The sequence below is a fragment of the Paraburkholderia sp. HP33-1 genome (assembly GCF_021390595.1).
Taxonomy (GTDB): Bacteria; Pseudomonadota; Gammaproteobacteria; order Burkholderiales; family Burkholderiaceae; genus Paraburkholderia.
Map to the genome: position 1 here is coordinate 356,510 of NZ_JAJEJR010000003.1, position 18,547 is coordinate 375,056.

16 protein-coding genes are annotated in these 18,547 nt (G+C 64.2%); 15 read left to right on the forward strand and 1 reads right to left on the reverse strand.

What is annotated here, in order from left to right; genetic code table 11:
- Window positions 1-53 precede the first annotated feature (53 nt).
- From L0U81_RS28620 to L0U81_RS28635, 4 genes are all read left to right on the forward strand, one after another.
- Window positions 54-1,184: an ABC transporter ATP-binding protein gene (locus L0U81_RS28620; protein ID WP_233808569.1), complete on the forward strand. Its 1,131-nt coding sequence runs from the start codon at window positions 54-56 to the stop codon at window positions 1,182-1,184.
- A gap of 46 nt (window positions 1,185-1,230) precedes the next feature.
- A complete protein-coding gene (locus L0U81_RS28625; protein WP_233808570.1) occupies window positions 1,231-1,470 on the forward strand; it encodes a hypothetical protein in 240 nt (79 codons plus the stop codon).
- A 407-nt stretch (window positions 1,471-1,877) separates the two neighbouring features.
- Window positions 1,878-2,108 carry a type II toxin-antitoxin system Phd/YefM family antitoxin gene (locus L0U81_RS28630; RefSeq protein WP_233808571.1) on the forward strand — a complete coding sequence of 77 codons (231 nt, stop codon included), beginning with the start codon at window positions 1,878-1,880 and terminating at the stop codon, window positions 2,106-2,108.
- Entirely contained in the window at window positions 2,108-2,497 is a 390-nt protein-coding gene (locus L0U81_RS28635) for a type II toxin-antitoxin system VapC family toxin (RefSeq protein WP_233808573.1), read from the forward strand. The genes L0U81_RS28630 and L0U81_RS28635 overlap by 1 nt, the downstream gene beginning before the upstream one ends.
- On the opposite strand, the gene L0U81_RS28640 is transcribed toward L0U81_RS28635, so the two are convergent.
- Entirely contained in the window at window positions 2,476-3,552 is a 1,077-nt protein-coding gene (locus L0U81_RS28640; RefSeq protein WP_326489872.1) for a LacI family DNA-binding transcriptional regulator, read from the reverse strand. The two genes, L0U81_RS28635 and L0U81_RS28640, sit on opposite strands and share 22 nt — an antisense overlap.
- A 308-nt stretch (window positions 3,553-3,860) precedes the next feature.
- Here L0U81_RS28640 and L0U81_RS28645 point away from each other — a divergent pair, with 308 nt between their 5' ends.
- The 11 genes from L0U81_RS28645 to L0U81_RS28695 all read left to right on the forward strand — a co-directional run bounded on the left by L0U81_RS28645 (window position 3,861) and on the right by L0U81_RS28695 (window position 18,427).
- A complete protein-coding gene (locus tag L0U81_RS28645; protein WP_233808577.1) occupies window positions 3,861-5,093 on the forward strand; it encodes an extracellular solute-binding protein in 1,233 nt (410 codons plus the stop codon).
- Between the two features lie 59 nt (window positions 5,094-5,152).
- Window positions 5,153-6,070 carry a carbohydrate ABC transporter permease gene (locus tag L0U81_RS28650; RefSeq protein WP_233808578.1) on the forward strand — a complete coding sequence of 306 codons (918 nt, stop codon included), beginning with the start codon at window positions 5,153-5,155 and terminating at the stop codon, window positions 6,068-6,070.
- A gap of 3 nt (window positions 6,071-6,073) precedes the next feature.
- Window positions 6,074-6,904 carry a carbohydrate ABC transporter permease gene (locus L0U81_RS28655; RefSeq protein ID WP_233808579.1) on the forward strand — a complete coding sequence of 277 codons (831 nt, stop codon included), beginning with the start codon at window positions 6,074-6,076 and terminating at the stop codon, window positions 6,902-6,904.
- Window positions 6,905-6,974: 70 nt separating this feature from the next.
- On the forward strand, window positions 6,975-8,105 hold the full coding sequence (locus L0U81_RS28660; RefSeq protein ID WP_233808580.1) for an ABC transporter ATP-binding protein: 1,131 nt from the start codon (window positions 6,975-6,977) through the stop codon (window positions 8,103-8,105).
- Window positions 8,106-8,297: 192 nt separating this feature from the next.
- Window positions 8,298-10,703, forward strand: a complete 2,406-nt coding sequence (locus L0U81_RS28665) for a glycoside hydrolase family 3 N-terminal domain-containing protein (RefSeq protein WP_233808581.1) — start codon at window positions 8,298-8,300, stop codon at window positions 10,701-10,703.
- A gap of 65 nt (window positions 10,704-10,768) precedes the next feature.
- Window positions 10,769-11,536 (forward strand): SDR family NAD(P)-dependent oxidoreductase, encoded by a 768-nt coding sequence (locus L0U81_RS28670; RefSeq protein ID WP_233808582.1) that lies wholly within the window; start codon window positions 10,769-10,771, stop codon window positions 11,534-11,536.
- A complete protein-coding gene (locus L0U81_RS28675; RefSeq protein ID WP_233808583.1) occupies window positions 11,533-12,417 on the forward strand; it encodes an SMP-30/gluconolactonase/LRE family protein in 885 nt (294 codons plus the stop codon). Before L0U81_RS28670 ends, L0U81_RS28675 begins: the two co-directional genes overlap by 4 nt.
- 155 nt (window positions 12,418-12,572) lie before the next feature.
- Window positions 12,573-13,568, forward strand: coding sequence for a LacI family DNA-binding transcriptional regulator (locus L0U81_RS28680; protein ID WP_233808584.1), 996 nt, complete (start codon window positions 12,573-12,575; stop codon window positions 13,566-13,568).
- A 311-nt stretch (window positions 13,569-13,879) separates the two neighbouring features.
- Window positions 13,880-15,664 carry an IlvD/Edd family dehydratase gene (locus tag L0U81_RS28685; RefSeq protein WP_233808586.1) on the forward strand — a complete coding sequence of 595 codons (1,785 nt, stop codon included), beginning with the start codon at window positions 13,880-13,882 and terminating at the stop codon, window positions 15,662-15,664.
- Between the two features lie 93 nt (window positions 15,665-15,757).
- On the forward strand, window positions 15,758-16,945 hold the full coding sequence (locus L0U81_RS28690; protein WP_233808587.1) for a fumarylacetoacetate hydrolase family protein: 1,188 nt from the start codon (window positions 15,758-15,760) through the stop codon (window positions 16,943-16,945).
- Window positions 16,946-16,984: 39 nt separating this feature from the next.
- Window positions 16,985-18,427 carry an aldehyde dehydrogenase family protein gene (locus tag L0U81_RS28695; RefSeq protein ID WP_233808588.1) on the forward strand — a complete coding sequence of 481 codons (1,443 nt, stop codon included), beginning with the start codon at window positions 16,985-16,987 and terminating at the stop codon, window positions 18,425-18,427.
- Window positions 18,428-18,547: the final 120 nt, after the last annotated feature.

Below are 18,547 nucleotides of genomic sequence, written 5' to 3' on the forward strand. Positions count from 1 at the left end.
TGGGATAGCGTCACGCGGGGTCTGCAAGCACAAGGATTCAGGAGGAGGTTTCAATGGGCGAACTCGTATTGCGCAACGTCTCGAAGACGTACGGCGAAGGACCGCAGGTCATCCAGGGCATCGATCTGCACATTCCGGACGGTCAGTTCACGGTGTTTGTCGGTCCGTCCGGCTGCGGCAAATCGACGATGCTGCGCATGATCGCCGGGCTCGAGTCGGTGACGGGCGGCGACATCATGATCGACGGCGTACGGGTCAACGATCTGCAGCCCGTGGACCGCGGCATTTCGATGGTGTTTCAGAGCTACGCGCTCTACCCGCACATGACGGTCGCGGAAAACATGGGCTTTTCGCTGAAGCTGTCGGGCAAGTCGAAAGCGGAGGTGCGTGAGGCCGTGGGCCGTGCCGCCGAGATCCTGCAGATCACGCATCTGCTGGAGCGCAAACCGAAGGCGCTGTCGGGCGGTCAGCGCCAGCGGGTCGCGATCGGGCGGGCGATCGTGCGCAAGCCGCGCGTGTTCCTGTTCGACGAACCGCTGTCGAATCTCGATGCAGCGCTGCGCGTGCAGATGCGCATCGAGCTCGCGAAGCTCCATCGTGAACTCGGCACGACGATGATCTACGTCACGCACGACCAGGTCGAGGCGATGACGCTCGGCCAGCAGATCGTCGTGTTCAACAAAGGCCGCATCGAGCAGACCGGCGCGCCGCTCGATCTGTATGAGCGTCCTGCGAACCGCTTCGTCGGCGGCTTCATCGGCTCGCCGCAGATGAACATGCTGGCCGCGAAGCTGGTGTCGCAAAGCGATGCGCAAGCCGTCGTGATGCTCGCCGGCGCGAGCGAGCGTATCGTGCTGCCCGGCCGGCTCGCGCAGCCGGTCAGCGGCGAGCTGACGCTCGGTGTGCGCGCCGAGCATCTGGGCATCGGCTCGCTCGACGAAGGACTCGCCGCGCGGGTCGAGCTGGTCGAGCATCTCGGCGACGTGTCGATCCTGCATGCCCGACTCGACGGCATGGCGCACGCGATTGCGCTGAAGCTCGACAGGAAAGACGCGCAGCACGCGGTCGGTACGCGTGTGGGGATCAAGGTGGCGTCGGCGGCGGTCACGGTGTTCGATGCGAGCGGTGCGGCAGTGACCCTCGAGCGACCTGAAGTCGGCGAGGACGTCGGCGCGATCGTTTGACGGGCCTATGCCGATGAGCGACGGGGCACCGCTGGCGGACAATGCGATGGCGAAGAAAGTAGCGAAGGACGATTGCGAGGACGCCGTGAGCGGACGGTCCGGGCACCGGCACGCCGGGATGCCCGACGAAACGGTAGCCGCCGCGGACCCTGGGCAATCGGCTATCGAACGCGAGCCACAGCGGCGCGCCAGGCCGAAGAAGCCGCGCGAATCGCTGCATGCATGGATCGTACATTTCGATGCGGAGCGTTCATCGGGGCCGCCTGGATCGAACGATGAGGAGTGACGCAAGGAGGGCCAACGTTAGCCGGATCGTGTGCAATCTTTTGTATGACTGTTGATGTCTCGCTGACTGATTTCGCCTTCCCGGACTTGGTTTGCGGAGGTTTTCGGGGTGCCCGGATAGTAGTCTGGAGCTTAGGTAAACCACGCATGGCGGCGGCGATTATGCGCAATTAACATCGCCTAACGTTAAGGGTAACGTTTAAAATGTTTGCATCTTTTCGTAGGCCTACAGCACGGGCAAACATCGCGGCCGCGAGTAGGACTGGAGTTCGAAGGAGCTCCTTGCAGTAAGTTGGGAAGCAACGACAAAAGCAAGGTTGATAACGAATGTCAGGCCACGCATCGCATGCGAGCGCATCGGCCCGATACATAAAATAACCGTTGAAATTTTGATGGGTGGAGAGCGTCATGGAAAAGCGAGTATCTAAGGCCATTTTCAAGTCCCGGGCCTGCGAGTTGTTTCGCCAGGTCGAGGCATTGGGTGAAACCGTCGTCGTCACCGACCGCGGACAACCTACCATCGAGATCCGGCCGTATCGCAGCAAGCAGGAGAACCCGCTCGAGCTGCTGCGCGCGTCGATCACGCATTTCAACCTGAAGCACGCGTTGCAGCCGGTCACTGCCGACCAGGAAGACTGATGATCACGCTCGACACGCTTGCGCTCGTGTGCTGGCTCGGCAGGCAGAAAGCGCTGAGCCAGGCCGCGCACGATGCGATCGATCGGGAGCTCGCCGGCGGCGAGATCCTGATCTCGGCGATCAGCGCGTTCGAAATCGCGGAATTCGTGAAGACCGGCAGCCTCGGGTTGTCGATGGATGCGCGCAGCTGGGTGTCGACGTTTCTGTCGCTCGACGGTGTGCGGATGATTCCGGTCGACACCGAGATCGCATTTCGCGCAGCCACGCTGCCGCCGTCACTAACCTCGCATCAACGGTTGATCGTCGCGACCGCGCGCACGCATGGCGGCGCGCTCGTCACTTCGGATGCGAAGGTGCGCGCGTCGACTTACGTCGAAACCATCTGGTGACGGCTGCGGCGCTGTTTCGTGCGGACTGGGCCGGTGGAATCGCGCACCACCAGTTCCGCCGGCAGCGTGATCCGCTGAGACGCGGCGTCGATACCGGCGATCTGCGCGAGCAGCGTGTTGACCGCCGAGCGCGCCATTTGCTGGAACGGCTGACGGATCGTGGTGAGCGCCGGGTGAAATTGCTCGGACATTGGGATGTCGTCGAAGCCGATCACCGAGATGTCGTCCGGCACGCGAAGACCCGCTTCGCGGATCGCGGCGATCACGCCGAACGCGCTCTGGTCGTTGGCCGTGAAGATGGCGGTGGGCGGTTCGGCGAGGTTCAGCAGGTCGAAGGTGACGTCGAACGCCATCATCTGCGACAGGTCGCCCGCGGCCACCAGCGAGTCTTCGCGTGGCAGGCCGAGTCGAGCCAGCGTGTCGTGATAGCCGCGTTGCCGGTCGCGCACGCCTTCGATCGTTTCGTCGCCGGCCAGAAACGCGATCCGCTTGTGACCCAGTTCCGCAAGGTGCTCGACCGCGAGACAGGCGCCGCCATAGTTGTCGACCGATACTGACGGAAAGCCCGTCAGCGTGCCGCGCTGATCGACGACGACGACCGGAACCTTCGCGGTGGCGAGCGCTTCGAGGCAAAGCGACTCGCGCGGAAGAATGGCGAGGATACCGTCGGAAAATTGCTGGATCAGACCGAGCAGGTCGTGATGCGTATCGCGGTCTTCGTCGAACACCGTATAGACCAGCATCTCGCAGCCCGCGCCACGCGTTGCGCGGCCCGCGCCCAGAACCAGCTCGCTGGAGAATTGTGTGTCGAGTGTCGGCGTGATGATGCCGATGATGCCGTTGCGGCCGCCCGACAGCTTCTGCGCGGTGCGGTTGACGACATAACCGATGTCCGACGCGATTCTCAGTACTTCGTCGCGGGTTTCGCGCGACACGCCGGGACGGCCGTTCAGTGCGCGCGACGCGGTCATCTGGGACACCCCGGCAAGCTTGGCGACGTGCTCAAGAGTGGGGGTTTGCCTTGCCATGCGGGTCGAAGGTGTGCGAGAGGTCATTGTCTGGGTCGACTCGCTAATAACGTTAGCGATACCGTTTATGTAGTGGCTATTCTAGCAGAACCCTTTATATTTCGGCTTTCGCCCAATGGGTCAATCTTATATGACTGTTGCGCGGGAGCGTCGCGAGACCAGGTAAAATCCCGCATAGCCATAGTTCAAGCGTCAGCCTAACATTCGGTAACGTTAAGGCTAACGTTAACGTTCCGGCAGTTTCCTAAAAATCCAGAAGAGGGGACACACACATGGCGTACCCGGCTTTGTTTAAAGCGCGGTCTATCATCGGCGCAACGGCGCTGCTATTTTCGATGTCTGCAGGTGTCGCGGCCGTCGCGGCCGAATCCGGCAGCACGATCACGGAGTGGGACCAGCAGACCAATGCGTCGTCGAGCAAGATCATTCGCGACGCGTCGGATCGATTCGAAAAGGCGGTTCCAGGCTACAAGGTCGAGAATTCGCACGTCCTGAACGAGGCATACAAGACGAAGCTGAAGGTCGCTTTCGGCGCGAACCAGCCGCCGTGTGTGTTCGAGAACTGGGGTGGCGGTGGCCTGCACGAGTACGTGAAGTCCGGCCAGATCGTCGACCTCACGCCGTACCTGAACAAGGACCCGGCGTATCGCGGCCGCTTCATGCAATCGTCGTGGGATGTCACGACGTTCGACGGCAAGACCTACGGCGTTGCTGCTGAGAACGCAGCGGCTGCGGTGATCTTCTACAACAAGGAAGTGTTCAAGAAGTACGGCATCACGCCGCCTAAGACGTGGGATGAACTGATGCACGTCGTCGAGGTGCTGAAGTCGCACAACGTTGCAGCGTTCTCGCTCGCGAACAAGAACAAGTGGACGGGTTCGATGTACTACATGTACCTCGTCGACCGTATCGGTGGTCCGCAAGTCGTGAAGGACGCGCTCGCAGGCAAGGGCAAGGGCTTCGAAGATCCGGCGTTCGTCGAAGCCGGCAAGCGCATCCAGGAACTCGTGAAGGCTGGTGCGTTCGCGCCGGGCATCAACGGCCTGGATTACGACTCGGGTGCTTCGCGCCGTCTGCTGTACTCGGGCAAGGCCGCCATGGAGCTGATGGGTGCCTGGGAAGCTTCGACGATCGCGAACGAAGATCCGGCGTTCTCGAAGGATCTCGACTTCTTCCCGTTCCCGAGCGTGACGGGTGGCAAGGGCGATCCGCGCGACCTGATCGGCACGGTGGGCGATGGCTTCCTGAGCATCTCGACCGAGTGCAAGACACCGGACGCAGCGTTCAAGCTGATCCAGGCACTGACCGACGACAAGGCGATGCAGGCTCGCGCGTCGGATGACCACAAGCTCCCGCCGGTCAATAACGTCAAGATCGACGATCCGTTCACGCAGCGTCTGCAGCAACTGCTTGCCGCGGCTCCGAGCGTGCAGCTCTGGTACGACCAGGCACTGCCGCCGGCCCTCGGTGAAATGCACAAGGACACGACGCAGGCACTGTTCGGTCTGTCGCTGACGCCTGAGGCTGCTGCGCAGCAAATGGAAGCCGCTTCGAAGAAGGGCGGTTAATCTCCAGTCCTAAAGAAGAGTCCGGCCGGCGCCGTGAGGTTCCGGTCGGCATAAAACTTGTGAATATCGCACTTTCCGCTACACCCGAACGCCGGCTGAGACTCTCGTCGCAAACGCTCGTCACGGTCGTGTTTCTTGCGCCGTCGCTGCTGCTGCTGGCCGTATTCCTGCTTTATCCGCTCGTCTCCAGCCTGCGGCTGTCGCTGCTCGACTGGAACGGCCTCGGCAACACTGCCCGTTATATCGGGCTCGCGAACTGGGGGCGACTCGCCCACGACATGGTGTTCTGGCAGTCGCTAAAGAACAACGTGATCCTTGCTGTCGCGTCGATCATCATCCAGCTTCCGATCGCGCTCGCGCTTGCCGTGTTGCTGGAAAAGGCGGGCCGTGGCTCGCGCGTGCTGAAGGTTCTCTATTTTCTGCCGCTGCTCATGTCGAGCGTGGCGATCGGTGTGCTGTTCAAGCAGATCTACGATCCGAATTTTGGTCCGCTCAACGTCGCGCTGCAGGCATTCGGGCTTGATGGCCTCGCGAAGGACTGGCTGGGCGACCCGCATCTTTCGCTGGGCGCGACCATCGCCGTGATCATCTGGCAGAACGCGCCTTTCTACATGATTCTGTTCCTCGCCGGCCTCTCGTCGATGCCGGCCGAGGTTAACGAGGCTGCCCTCCTCGACGGCGCTTCCGAGTGGACCATTTTCTGGCGCATCAAGCTGCCGCACCTGCAAGGCACGGTGCGCACGGCTGTGCTCCTGTCCGTGCTCGGCTCGCTGCGTTACTTCGATCTGGTCTTCGTGATGACCGGTGGCGGCCCCGAAGGCTCGTCGGAGTTGATGGCCACCTACATGTATCGCACGGTGTTCAGCTCGTTCCAACTCGGCTACGGCAGCACCATCGGCTCGGCGATGTTCCTTATCGTCATCACGGTGGCGGCGGTGTCGATGCGCTTCACCCGTCGTTATGCAACCGAGGTCTGAACCATGAACAAGAAACTACGCTTCCCCCGCGTGGGCATTCCTCTGCTGGCGCTGATCTGGCTGGGCGTTACCACGATCCCATTCCTCTTCATGGTCGCGTCAAGCTTCAAAAGCCAGGAAGAGACCTTCGCGACGTCCGTGTGGGCGCCGCCGAGCCAGCTGTATTGGGGCAATTACGCGGCTGTGCTGAAGGGGCCGTTCTTCACGTATTTCCGTAACAGCGTGTTCACGGTCGGCGTGTCGGTGCTGCTGATCGTCATCATCAGTGCGATGGCGGCCTACGTGTTCGCGCGCATGCGCTTCGCGCTGAACAAGATGCTCTTCGGTCTCGTGGTCGCCGGCATGATCGTACCGCTGCATGCGACGCTCGTACCGATCTATCTACTCACGCGTAATCTCGGTCTTTACGATACGGCGTTTGCACTGCTCGGCCCTTATGTGGCGCTCAGTCTGCCGGTATCGATTTTCATCCTGACCGAGTTCATGCGCCAGATTCCGCGCGAGCTTGAAGAAGCGGCGCAGCTCGACGGCTGCAGTCCGTTCCGCATCTTCTGGCGGATTTTCTTCCCGCTTTCGGCACCAGGGCTCGCCACTGTGGCGATCTTCAACGGCATTGGTCTGTGGAACGAGTTCATCTTCGCGTACATGCTCACATCGACGGCCGAGCACCGTACGCTGCCGCTCGCGATCTGGGACTTCATGGGGCAATACGCGTCGAACATACCGTCGATGCTGGCTGTCCTCGTGCTCACGTCGTTGCCGTTGATCGTTGCCTACGCGTTCGGTCAGGAGCGCGTGATCAAGGGGATGATGGCTGGCTCGCTCAAGGGCTGATCCGCATCGCAAACCACCTCGAATCGTGCGGGCTGCAGAGGCCCGCGCACCGAACTTCGCATAAAACGATATGGCAAGCATTTCCCTCAGTAACGTACAGAAGTCCTATACGAGCGGTCACGCGGTGATCCGCGACGCCAACCTCGAAGTCGGCATGAACGAATTTTGCGTGTTCCTCGGGCCGTCGGGCTGCGGCAAGTCCACGTTGCTGCGCATGATCGCCGGTCTCGAATCGATCACCGACGGCGAACTGCGCATCGACGGTCAGCTGATGAACAACGTCGAACCCGCGAAGCGCCAGGTCGCGATGGTGTTTCAGAACTACGCGCTCTATCCGCACATGAGCGTGTACGAGAACATGGCGTTCGGTTTGCGTCAGGCGAAAATCGATAAGGCCATCATCGACAAGAAGGTGCGCAGCGCGGCTGCCGCACTGCAACTCGACGCCTACCTGGAACGCCGCCCCGCAGCGCTGTCCGGCGGCCAGCGCCAGCGTGTGGCGATCGGCCGGGCGATCGTGCGCGAGCCCGGCGTGTTCCTGTTCGACGAGCCGCTGTCGAACCTCGACGCCGCGCTGCGCGTGCAGACGCGGACCGAAATCGCGCGTTTGCATCGCGAGTTCAGCCGCGCGAGCGCGGTGTACGTCACGCACGACCAGATCGAAGCGATGGCGCTCGCCGACAAGATCGTGCTGCTGCACGCCGGCGCGGACATGGAGAAGCACGGCAGCGTCGCGCAGATCGGCGCGCCGCTCGATCTGTATCACCGGCCGAAGAGCCGCTTCGTCGCGGGGTTCATCGGTTCGCCGAAGATGAACTTTCTGCCGGCCACGGTCCGCGCGGTCGACGACAAGGGTATTCAGGTCGAACTGACGACGGGCGAGCACGTGCGCGCTGAAGTCGACGGCCGCAAGCAGCGTATCGGTTCGCAGGTCACGCTCGGCATCCGTCCGGAGCATCTCGCGCTGCCGTCGACGCAGCCGGGCGTGCAGACGATGCGCTGCGCGGTGCGTCTGGTCGAACGGATGGGCGAGCACAGCTACGTGCATCTGGACGGCGGCGTGCGCGACGGCAACGCGATGATCGCCAAGCTGCCCGGCGATGGCGGCGTGACGCACGACGAGCGCATCGAGTTGGCGTTTGCACCGCACGCGTGCCACGTGTTCGACGACAAGGATTTCGCGCTGCCGCGTCTGCACTGATCCGTTTGCGATCACGGATTTCGAGTCCCGATCGCATTCGGTCAATCAGCAGGACTGCGAAATACGGGAAGGTATCTGAAAGCAAAGGGGTGGCATCTGGGCTGAAGCAACGCCCTGCCGCACGCCTGTCAGAAAAACGGATTTGTCGGCGCTTCATGCGCTTCGTACACAAGGATAAAAAAGGAGTTCTCGATGTTGCTTCGCCAAGGTGAGGTTCCGCTCTACCGCAATCCCGCTGCAGCCGTGGAGGAGCGCGTGGCCGATCTGCTCGCGCGCATGACACTGGACGAAAAGATTGCGCAGCTTCACGCTGCGTGGCTGAAGCTGTCGTCCGATGGCAAGCACCAGGCGCGTGGCATCGATTTCGCGCAGAGCGCCAACCAGATCACGGTCGACGAGATCCTGCAGCATGGCCTTGGCCAGATTACGCGGCCGCTCGGCACGCACACGGTCGACCCGAAGGAAGGCGTGCGCGCGCTCAACGAACTGCAGCGCAAGATGGTCGAGGACACGCGCCTCGGCATTCCGGTGATGGCGCATGAGGAGTGTCTCGTCGGGCTGATGATCAAGGACGCGACGCTGTTCCCGTCGCCGTTGAACTATGCGGCGACGTGGAATCTGCGACTGGTCGGCGAAGTCGGCACGATCATCGGCGAGCAGGCGCGTTCGATCGGTTGCCACCAGGGGCTCGCGCCGGTGCTCGACGTGTCGCGCGATCCGCGCTGGGGCCGCACCGAGGAGACGCTCGGCGAAGACCCGTATCTGGTCGGCGTGCTCGCGTGCCATTACGTGAAGGGCCTGCAAGGCGAACAGCGTGATCTGCTCGCGACACTCAAGCATTTCGTCGGCCATTCGGCGAGCGAAGGTGGCCGCAATCATGCGCCGGTGCATGTCGGCGCGCGCGAACTGAACGACGTGTTCATGCTGCCGTTCGAAATGGCCGTGAAGCTCGCGAACGCGGGTTCGGTGATGCCGGCCTATCACGACGTCGATGGCGTGCCCTGTCATGGCGACCGTGCGTTGTTGCATGACACCCTGCGCGAGAAGTGGGGCTTCGACGGTCTCGTCGTTGCGGATTACGCGGGCGTGGACCTGCTGTACAGCCACCACGCGGTGGCGCGTGACAGCGCGTCGGCCGCGGCGCTCGCGTTCAACTCCGGTCTCGACGTCGAGCTGCCCGGACACGAGTGCGCGGTGCATCTGAAAGAAGCGCTCGAACGCAACGAGATTACCGAAGCAACGATCGATACCGCTGTCTCGCGCGTGCTGCGGGTGAAATTCCAGATCGGCCTGTTCGAGAATCCGTACGTCGATCCCGAACGCGTCGACGTGAAAAGCGTGGCTGCGGGCGATACCGCGTATCAGGTCGCGGTCGAATCGGCGGTGCTGCTGCGCAACGCAGGCGACGTGCTGCCGCTCGACACGAACGGCGCGAAAAAGATCGCGGTGATCGGCCCGACCGCCGACGATCCGCTCGCGCTGCTGGCGGGCTACAGCTTCCCGGTGCACCTGATCAACAGTGGCGAGCAGTCCACTGCTTCGATCGCGACGCCGCTGCGCGCGTTACGCGCGCTGCTCGGCGACGAGCGCGTGATTCACGCGCACGGTTGCGACATCATCAAGGAACGTCGCGCGGGCGCGCCGGTTTTCCCGGGCGACGTGTCGCTCGATCTGACCGGCGACGCGCATTGCGACGAGCTGATCAGCAAGGAGACCGACGGCATCGCCGCCGCGGTCGATGCCGCGCGGCAAGCGGGTGTCGCGCTGGTGTTCGTCGGTGATCTGGCGGGCCTGTTCCAGTCCGGCACGGTCGGCGAAGGGTCCGATACCGACAGCCTCGATCTGCCGGGCGTGCAGCAGGCGTTGCTGCAGGCGGTGGTCGATAGCGGCACGCCGACGGTCGTCGTGATGACAGGCGGCCGCCCGTACAACCTTGGCGGCCTCGAAGACCGCATCGCCGCGCAGATCATGGCATTCGCGCCGGGCGAGCGTGGCGCCGAAGCGCTGGCCGATTTGCTGGTGGGCCGCGCCAATTTCAGCGGCCGTTTGCCGCTATCGGTGCCGAAGAGCGCCGGCGCTGTGCCGTATGTGTATAACCATCGTCTGAAGAGCGCGGGAACGCCGATTGCGTACCACTTCGGTTGCCGCTACCCGTTCGGTTTCGGCCTCGGCTACACGCAGTTCCGTTACGGTGACCTCGCGGTTGCGCACAGCGAAGTGCCGATCGAAAATGGCACGATCGAACTGAGCTTCACCGTCGGGAACATCGGCGCGCGCGATGGCACCGAGATCGTGCAGATCTACGTGCGCGACCGGCACGCGTCGGTCACGCGGCCGGTATGCGAGCTTAAGGCGTTCGCGCGCGTGCCGCTCGCGGCGGGTGCATCGAGCCGTGTGCGCGTGAAGCTGCCGGTCGACATGCTGAACTTCACCGACGCGCGCGGCGAGCGCATCGTCGAGCCGGGCGACTTCGATCTGCTGGTCGGCAGTTCGAGCCGCGACCTTCATCTGAGGAGCACGGTCTCGGTCGCGGGCTCTGCGACGAGAACGCTCGAACGCAACTGGCGCATGCTGAGCGAAGTCGAGATCGTGGCGTAAGCGGCGGGGCAGGGCGGCATGTGCCGCCCTGTGTGTGGACCTACTCGTAACAAGTGGAATATCTGATGTCTTACGCAATCTATCCGAGCCTGTCGGACAAAACGATCGTCGTGACCGGCGGCGGCAGCGGGATCGGCGCTGCAATGGTCGAAGCCTTCGCGCAACAGGGCGCGCGCGTGTTCTTTCTCGACGTCGCCGAGCACGATTCGCTCGCGCTGCAGGAAACGCTTCGCCACGCGAAGCATCCGCCGACGTTCCGACGCTGCGACCTGCGCAGCGTCGACGCGATCGAAGGCACGTTTGCCGCGATCGTCGAGGCGGCCGGCCCGATCGACGTGCTCGTCAACAACGCCGGCAACGACGACCGGCACGAACTCGGTGAGCTCACCGCGAGCTACTGGGACGACCGGATCGCGGTGAATCTGCGGCACCAGTTCTTCTGCGCGCAAGCCGCCGCGAACGGCATGCGTCGCGCGGGGCGCGGCGTGATCCTGAATCTGGGCTCGGTGTCGTGGCATCTCGCGCTGCCGAACCTCGCGATCTATATGACCGCGAAGGCCGGCATCGAAGGGCTCACGCGCGGTCTGGCGCGCGACCTCGGTGGCGCAGGCATTCGCGTGAACTGCATCATCCCCGGTGCGGTGAAGACGCCGCGGCAGATGCAGCTGTGGCAATCGGCGGAGAGCGAAGCGAAGGTCGTCGCGAGTCAGTGTCTGCAACTGCGCATCGAGCCGGAGCACGTCGCGCGCATGGCGCTGTTCCTCGCGTCGGATGACGCATCCCGTTGCTCCGGCCGCGATTACTTCGTCGACGCAGGGTGGTACGGAGAATGAGCATGCCGGTCCCTGTGTGCGTATGGGCAGTCGGCGCGGAACTCGCCGAAGGGCCGCTGTGGCAGGCCGCCGAAAACGCCGTGTATTTCGTCGATATCAAGGGGCGCCGGATTCATCGGCTGTCCGTCGCGACCGGCGAACAGCGGACGTGGCAGGCGCCCGACCAACCCGGCTTTCTGGCGCCGCTGACGGACGGCACGTTGGTGTGCGGGCTGCCGGGCGGCTTGCATCGCTTCGATCCGGCGAGCGGGCAGTTCAGCAAGCTCATCGACGTCGAACCGCATCTGCCGGGCAACCGGCTCAACGATGGGTTCGTCGATGCACGGGGACGCCTGTGGTTCGGCTCGATGGATGACGCGGAAGAGGCGCCGAGCGGCACGCTGTATCGCGTGAACGAAGACGGCGCGGCGCTTGCGCAGGACGACGATTACGTGATCACGAACGGCCCCGCGATGAGCCCGGACGGCCGCACGCTGTATCACAACGACACGATGCGCCGGGTGGTCTACGCATTCGACGTCGCCGCGGACGGCACGCTGTCGGGCAAGCGCATCTTCGCCGCGATCTCGGGCGACGGCCATCCCGACGGCATGGCGGTCGACGCCGAGGGTTTCGTGTGGATCGCGCTGTTCGGCGGCTGGCGTATCGAACGGTACTCGCCCGCGGGCGAGCTGGTCGATCAGGTGCCGTTGCCGTGCGCGAACGTGACGAAGCTCGCGTTCGGCGGCGACGATCTGCAAACGGTCTATGTGTCGACCGCATGGAAGGGACTGACGGCGCTCGAGCGGCAGCATCAGCCGCTGGCGGGCGGGCTGTTTTCGTTCCGCGCGCCGGTGGCGGGGCAGATCCAGGCACGCTGCACGGTGGGCTTCGAGCGCTAGAGCCAATCCACCGCGAGGACCCGCGCCGCAAAACGCAACCCTGACGTTGCCCTGGTCGCTTCGTAATGAGCGGCCCGCTATCATGTGCGTTCCGTGACCCTCGCGCATTCGCCCCAATTCCTATCATGACGTCCAGGCCACCTGTCCCGCCCCGCATGTCCGATGTTGCCGAACGCGCGGGCGTCTCGAAGATGACCGTGTCGCGCGTGCTCGCGGGCCGCAACGTGTCGCAAGCGACCCGTGAACGCGTGCAGAAAGTCATCGACGAACTCGGCTACGTCGCCGATGCGGCGGCGGGCGCGTTGTCGTCGGGGCGCTCGGAGTTCGTCGCCGTGCTGGTGCCGTCGCTGTCCAGCTCCAACTTCTCCGACACGGTGCGCGGCCTGAATGCCGCGCTGAGTCCGCATGGTCTGCAACTGCTGCTCGGCGATACGGACTACCGCCTCGAACAGGAAGAACTGCTGGTGCGCTCGATGCTGCGTCATCAGCCGCGCTGCGTCGCGTTGACGGGCGGACGGCACACCGAGGCGACGCGCATGCTGTTGCAGCGCGCCGGCATTCCGGTCGTCGAGATGTGGGATCTGCCCAAGGATCCGATCGATACAGTCGTCGGCTTTTCGAATTCGGCGGCGGCGCGCGCGATGGTCCGGCATCTGCACGAGCGCGGTTATCGGCGGATCGGCTTCATCGCTGGCGCGAGCGAGCGCGATCGGCGCGGGCACGACCGGATGCGCGGCTACGTCGCCGAAATAAAGGCGCTGGGCCTTGGCGAGCCGCGCGTGATCCGGCTCGGTGATTCGCCGATCACCATGAGCCACGGCGCGCCCGCGGTCGGCGCATTGCTCGACACGTGGCCCGATACCGAGGCCGTGATGTGCGTGAGCGACATGTCGGCGTTCGGCGCGATCATGGAGTGTCATCGGCGCGGGCTGTCGGTGCCGGGCGACATCGCGATTGCCGGCTTCGGCAACTTCGAGGTGTCGTGGTGCTGTCAGCCGAGCATCACGACGGTGTCGGTCGACGCGTACGGCATCGGCCTGCGCGCCGGCGAAACGCTGCTCGCCGCGCTCGCGGATCGCGACGCGGGCGAGGTGCGGCGCAGGAAAGCGGTGAAGATCGATTTCACGGTGATTGCGCGCGATAGCGCGTAAATGGCGCACCCGAACTCCCCTTAATTAAACGGCTCAGGGATATCCCTTGGTTGTCCGGATGGTAGGCCGGGCGTAACATCCACAACCAGAAATGTTACCGGTAACGCGATTGGCGGACTCGGATCATGAGCGCAGCTTTGGCGCATCATGTGATGTGCGCGATCACCTTTCTGACGATCGCCACCGCTGGCATCCTCGGCTTGATGCCGATTTACCGGAGAAGACGGCGGACCCGGCCGCGAGACAGCGCGCGCACAGAAACACGCTGGGCACGCTGAAGCAAAATTCACCATGACAGAGAGATGAGCATCATGTCAGCATCCACCCCGCGCCGGCTGCGCAGCCAGGAATGGTTCGACGATCCTTCGCACGCGGATATGACGGCGCTGTACGTCGAGCGTTTCATGAACTACGGTCTGACGCGCGAAGAGTTGCAGTCGGGCCGGCCGATCATCGGCATCGCGCAGACGGGCAGCGATCTCGCGCCGTGCAACCGGCATCATATTGAACTCGCGGCACGCACGAAGGCCGGCATCCGCGACGCGGGCGGCATTCCGATGGAGTTTCCGGTGCATCCGCTCGCCGAGCAGAGCCGCCGGCCGACCGCCGCGCTCGACCGTAATCTCGCGTATCTGGGGCTCGTCGAAATCCTGCACGGCTTTCCGCTCGACGGTGTCGTGCTGACCACCGGCTGCGACAAGACCACGCCCGCCTGCCTGATGGCGGCGGCCACCGTCGACATGCCGGCGATTGTGCTCTCCGGCGGCCCGATGCTCGACGGCTGGCACGACGGCAAGCGCGTCGGGTCGGGCACCGTGATCTGGCATGCGCGCAATCTGCTGGCAGCCGGCGAGATCGACTACGAAGGCTTCATGGAGCTGACCACTGCGTCGTCGCCGTCGATCGGTCACTGCAACACGATGGGCACCGCGCTGTCGATGAACAGCCTCGCCGAAGCGCTCGGCATGTCGCTGCCCGGCTGCGCGAGCATTCCGGCCGCGTACCGCGAGCGCGGCCAGATGGCCTACGCGACCGGCAAGCGGATTGTCGATCTGGTGCGCGAGGACGTGCGGCCGTCGAAGATCATGACGAAAGAAGCGTTCGAGAACGCGATCGTCGTCGCCTCGGCGCTCGGTGCGTCGACCAACTGCCCGCCGCATCTGATCGCGATTGCGCGTCACATGGGTGTCGAACTGAGTCTCGAAGATTGGCAGCGGGTCGGCGAGCCGGTGCCGCTGATCGTCAACTGCATGCCCGCCGGCGAATATCTCGGCGAGAGCTTCCATCGCGCGGGCGGTGTGCCGGCCGTGATGCGCGAGCTCGCGAAGGGCGGCCTGGTGCACGAGCAATGCCTGACCGTGTCGGGCCGCACGATGGGCGAAATCGCAGCCGCCGCGCCCACGCCCGATCGCGAGGTCATCAAGACGACCGACGACCCGCTGAAACACGGCGCAGGCTTCATGGTGCTGTCGGGCAACTTCTTCGACAGCGCGATCATGAAGATGTCAGTAGTCGGTGAAGCGTTCCGCCAGACCTATTTGAGCGAGCCCGGCGCGGAAAACACCTTCGAAGCGCGCGCCATCGTGTTCGACGGTCCCGAGGACTATCACGCGCGCATCAACGACCCGTCGCTCGAAATCGACGAGCATTGCATCCTCGTGATTCGCGGCACGGGCACGGTCGGTTATCCGGGCAGCGCCGAGGTCGTCAACATGGCGCCGCCGGCGGCGCTCGTGCGCCAGGGCATCACGTCGCTGCCGACGCTCGGCGACGGCCGTCAGAGCGGCACGTCCGCAAGCCCGTCGATTCTGAACATGTCGCCGGAAGCAGCGGTGGGCGGCGGCCTCGCGCTCTTGCGCACGAACGACCGCATCCGCGTCGATCTGAATTCGCGCAGCGTCAACGTGCTGGTCGACGAAGCAGAACTCGCGCGGCGCCGCGAAACCGTCCACTTCGAGATTCCGCCCGCGCAAACGCCGTGGCAGGAGCTGTATCGCAAGACGGTCGGCCAGCTTTCGACCGGCGGCTGTCTCGAACCGGCGACGCTATATCTGAAGGTGATTGCCGAGCGCGGCAATCCGCGGCATTCGCATTGACATGCAGGTGACAAGGCCGGGCTTCGCACGCAACGCGACGCCCGGCGTTGCCCCCGTTGCCCGTCTTCCAACTTATCCGAAAGAGTTAATCCCATGTCCGCAACTTCCCCCTCCAGCTTTCTTCCCGGCGATCTGAACGACGCACTGCTCATCGGCCGTGTGTGGCGCAAGACCGAGCAGCACGAAGGACCGTGCGTGGTCGTCGTGCGCGGCGGCGAGGTGTTCGACATCACCGCGACCGTGCCGACCACCGCCGATCTGTTCGAGCGCGACGATGCCGCGCAACTGGCACGTAGCGCGCAGGGCGTATCGCTCGGGCCGGTCGCGCAACTGATCGAGGCGAACCTGCCTGGCGCCGACGCGCCCTCCGTGCGCCTGCTCGCGCCGTGCGACGTGCAGGCGATCAAGGCCTGCGGCGTCACGTTCGCGGTGAGCCTGATCGAGCGCGTGATCGAGGAGCAGGCGGGCGGCGATCCGGCGAAGGCGAAGGAAGTGCGCGAGACGATCGCGTCGACGATCGGCACTGACCTGTCGAAAATCAAGCCGGGCTCGGAAGCCGCGATGAAGCTGAAGGCCGAACTCGAGCGGCGTGATGCGTGGTCCCAATACATGGAAGTCGGCATTGGTCCGGATGCCGAAGTATTTTCGAAGTCGCAGCCGATGTCGGCGGTCGGCTTCGGCGCGGATGTCGGCCTGCTCGCGGCGTCGGTGTGGAACAACCCGGAGCCGGAAATCGTGCTGGCGGTGAATAGCCGCGGCGGCATCGTCGGCGCGACGCTTGGCAACGACGTGAACCTGCGCGACATCGAAGGCCGCTCGGCGCTGCTGCTCGGCAAGTGCAAGGACAACAACGGCTCGTGCGCGATCGGCCCGTTCGTGCGGCTGTTCGACGGCACGTTTTCGCTCGACTCGGTGCGCACCGCGAGCGTGTCGCTGCGCGTCGAAGGCGCCGATGACGACTTCGTGCTCGACGGCGTGAGCCACATGACCGAGATCAGCCGCGACCCGGCCGACCTCGTCGCGCAGACCTGCGGCCGTCACCACCAGTACCCGGACGGCTTCATGCTGTTCCTCGGCACGATGTTTTCGCCGATCAAGGATCGCGACGCGCCCGGCGGCGGCTTCACGCACCACCTTGGCGACCGCGTGACGATTTCAACGCCGCAGCTCGGCGCGCTGACCAACACGGTGCGCCTGTCCACGGAAATCGAACCGTGGACGTTCGGCGTGCGCGCGCTGTATCGCAATCTTGCGGCCCGTGGCTTGCTGGTTGCTGCTTAACAGGATTGCCGCTGCAGTTTTCGAAAGGAGAATCAGGACATGAGCCAATTTGCAAACTACATCGACGGACAGTGGGTCGACGGCGCCAGCGTCTCTCGCAACGTCAATCCGTCGAATCTCGACGACGTGATCGGCGAATTCGCACAGGCGGACGCCGAGCAGACGCACCGCGCGATCAGCGCCGCGCGCAAGGCCTTCGCGCAGTGGTCGCTGTCCACACCGCAGCAGCGCTTCGATCTGCTCGACCAGGCGGGCAGCGCGATCCTCGCGCGCAAGGCGGAGCTCGGCAAGCTGCTCGCGCGCGAAGAGGGCAAGACGCTGCCCGAGGCGATCGGCGAAGTGGGCCGCGCCGGGCAGATCTTCAAGTTCTTTGCGGGTGAAGCGCTGCGCGTTGGCGGCGAAACGGTGCCGTCGGTGCGCCCGGGCATGACGGTCGAAATGACCCGCGAGCCGATCGGCGTGGTCGGCCTGATTACGCCGTGGAATTTCCCGATCGCGATTCCGGCGTGGAAGATTGCGCCGGCGCTTGCGTACGGCAACACGGTCGTGATCAAGCCGGCCGATCTGGTGCCGGCCAGCACGTGGGAGCTGGTCAAGATCATCGCCGACGCGGGCGCACCGGCAGGCGTGATCAACCTCGTGATGGGACGCGGCTCGGTGGTCGGCGAGGCGCTCGTGAGCTCGCCGGATGTGGATGCGGTGAGCTTTACCGGATCGGTTTCGACCGGCCGCGCGATCGGCGCGAAGTGCTTCGAGTCGGGCAAGAAGTTCCAGCTGGAAATGGGCGGCAAGAACCCGATGGTCGTGCTCGACGACGCCGATCTCAATGTCGCGATCGAAGCCTGTATCAACGGCGCGTTCTACTCGACTGGCCAGCGTTGCACGGCATCGAGCCGGCTGATCGTGACCGCGGGAATCTATGACCGCTTTATCGACGGCATGAAGACCCGCATGCAGGCGCTCAAGGTCGGCGATGCACTCGCGGACGGCACGCACATCGGTCCGGTCGTCGACGACAAGCAGTTGGCACAGGACGAGCGCTATCTGGCGATCGCGCGCGAAGAGGGCGGCACGGTGTTCGGCGGTGAGCGCGTCGAAGGCTCGACGCGCGGTTACTTCCTTGCGCCGGCGCTGGTCACCGAGACGACCTCGGCAATGCGCATCAACCGCGAAGAGGTGTTCGGGCCGGTGGCGTCGGTCATCAAGGTCAAGGACTACGAGGAGGCACTCGCGGTCGCCAATGACACCGAGTTCGGCTTGTCGGCCGGCATCTGTACGACGTCGCTGAAGTACGCGAGCCATTTTCGCCGCCATATGCAGGCCGGCATGGTGATGGTCAACACCGCGACGGCGGGCGTCGATTATCACGTACCGTTCGGCGGCAGGAAGGGGTCGAGCTACGGTCCTCGCGAGCAAGGCAGCTACGCGCGCGAGTTTTATACGACGGTGAAGACCGCTTATATCAACGCGGGCGCCGTTTAACACGAAGCCCTTGGCGGCACCCAAAACGGAACTGGCCCGCCATTGCATTCAATCGCGATGGCGGGCCAGTAGGGGAAGCCGCGGGAGCGCTATGGCGGAGCGCTCCGGCAGGTACTGCTA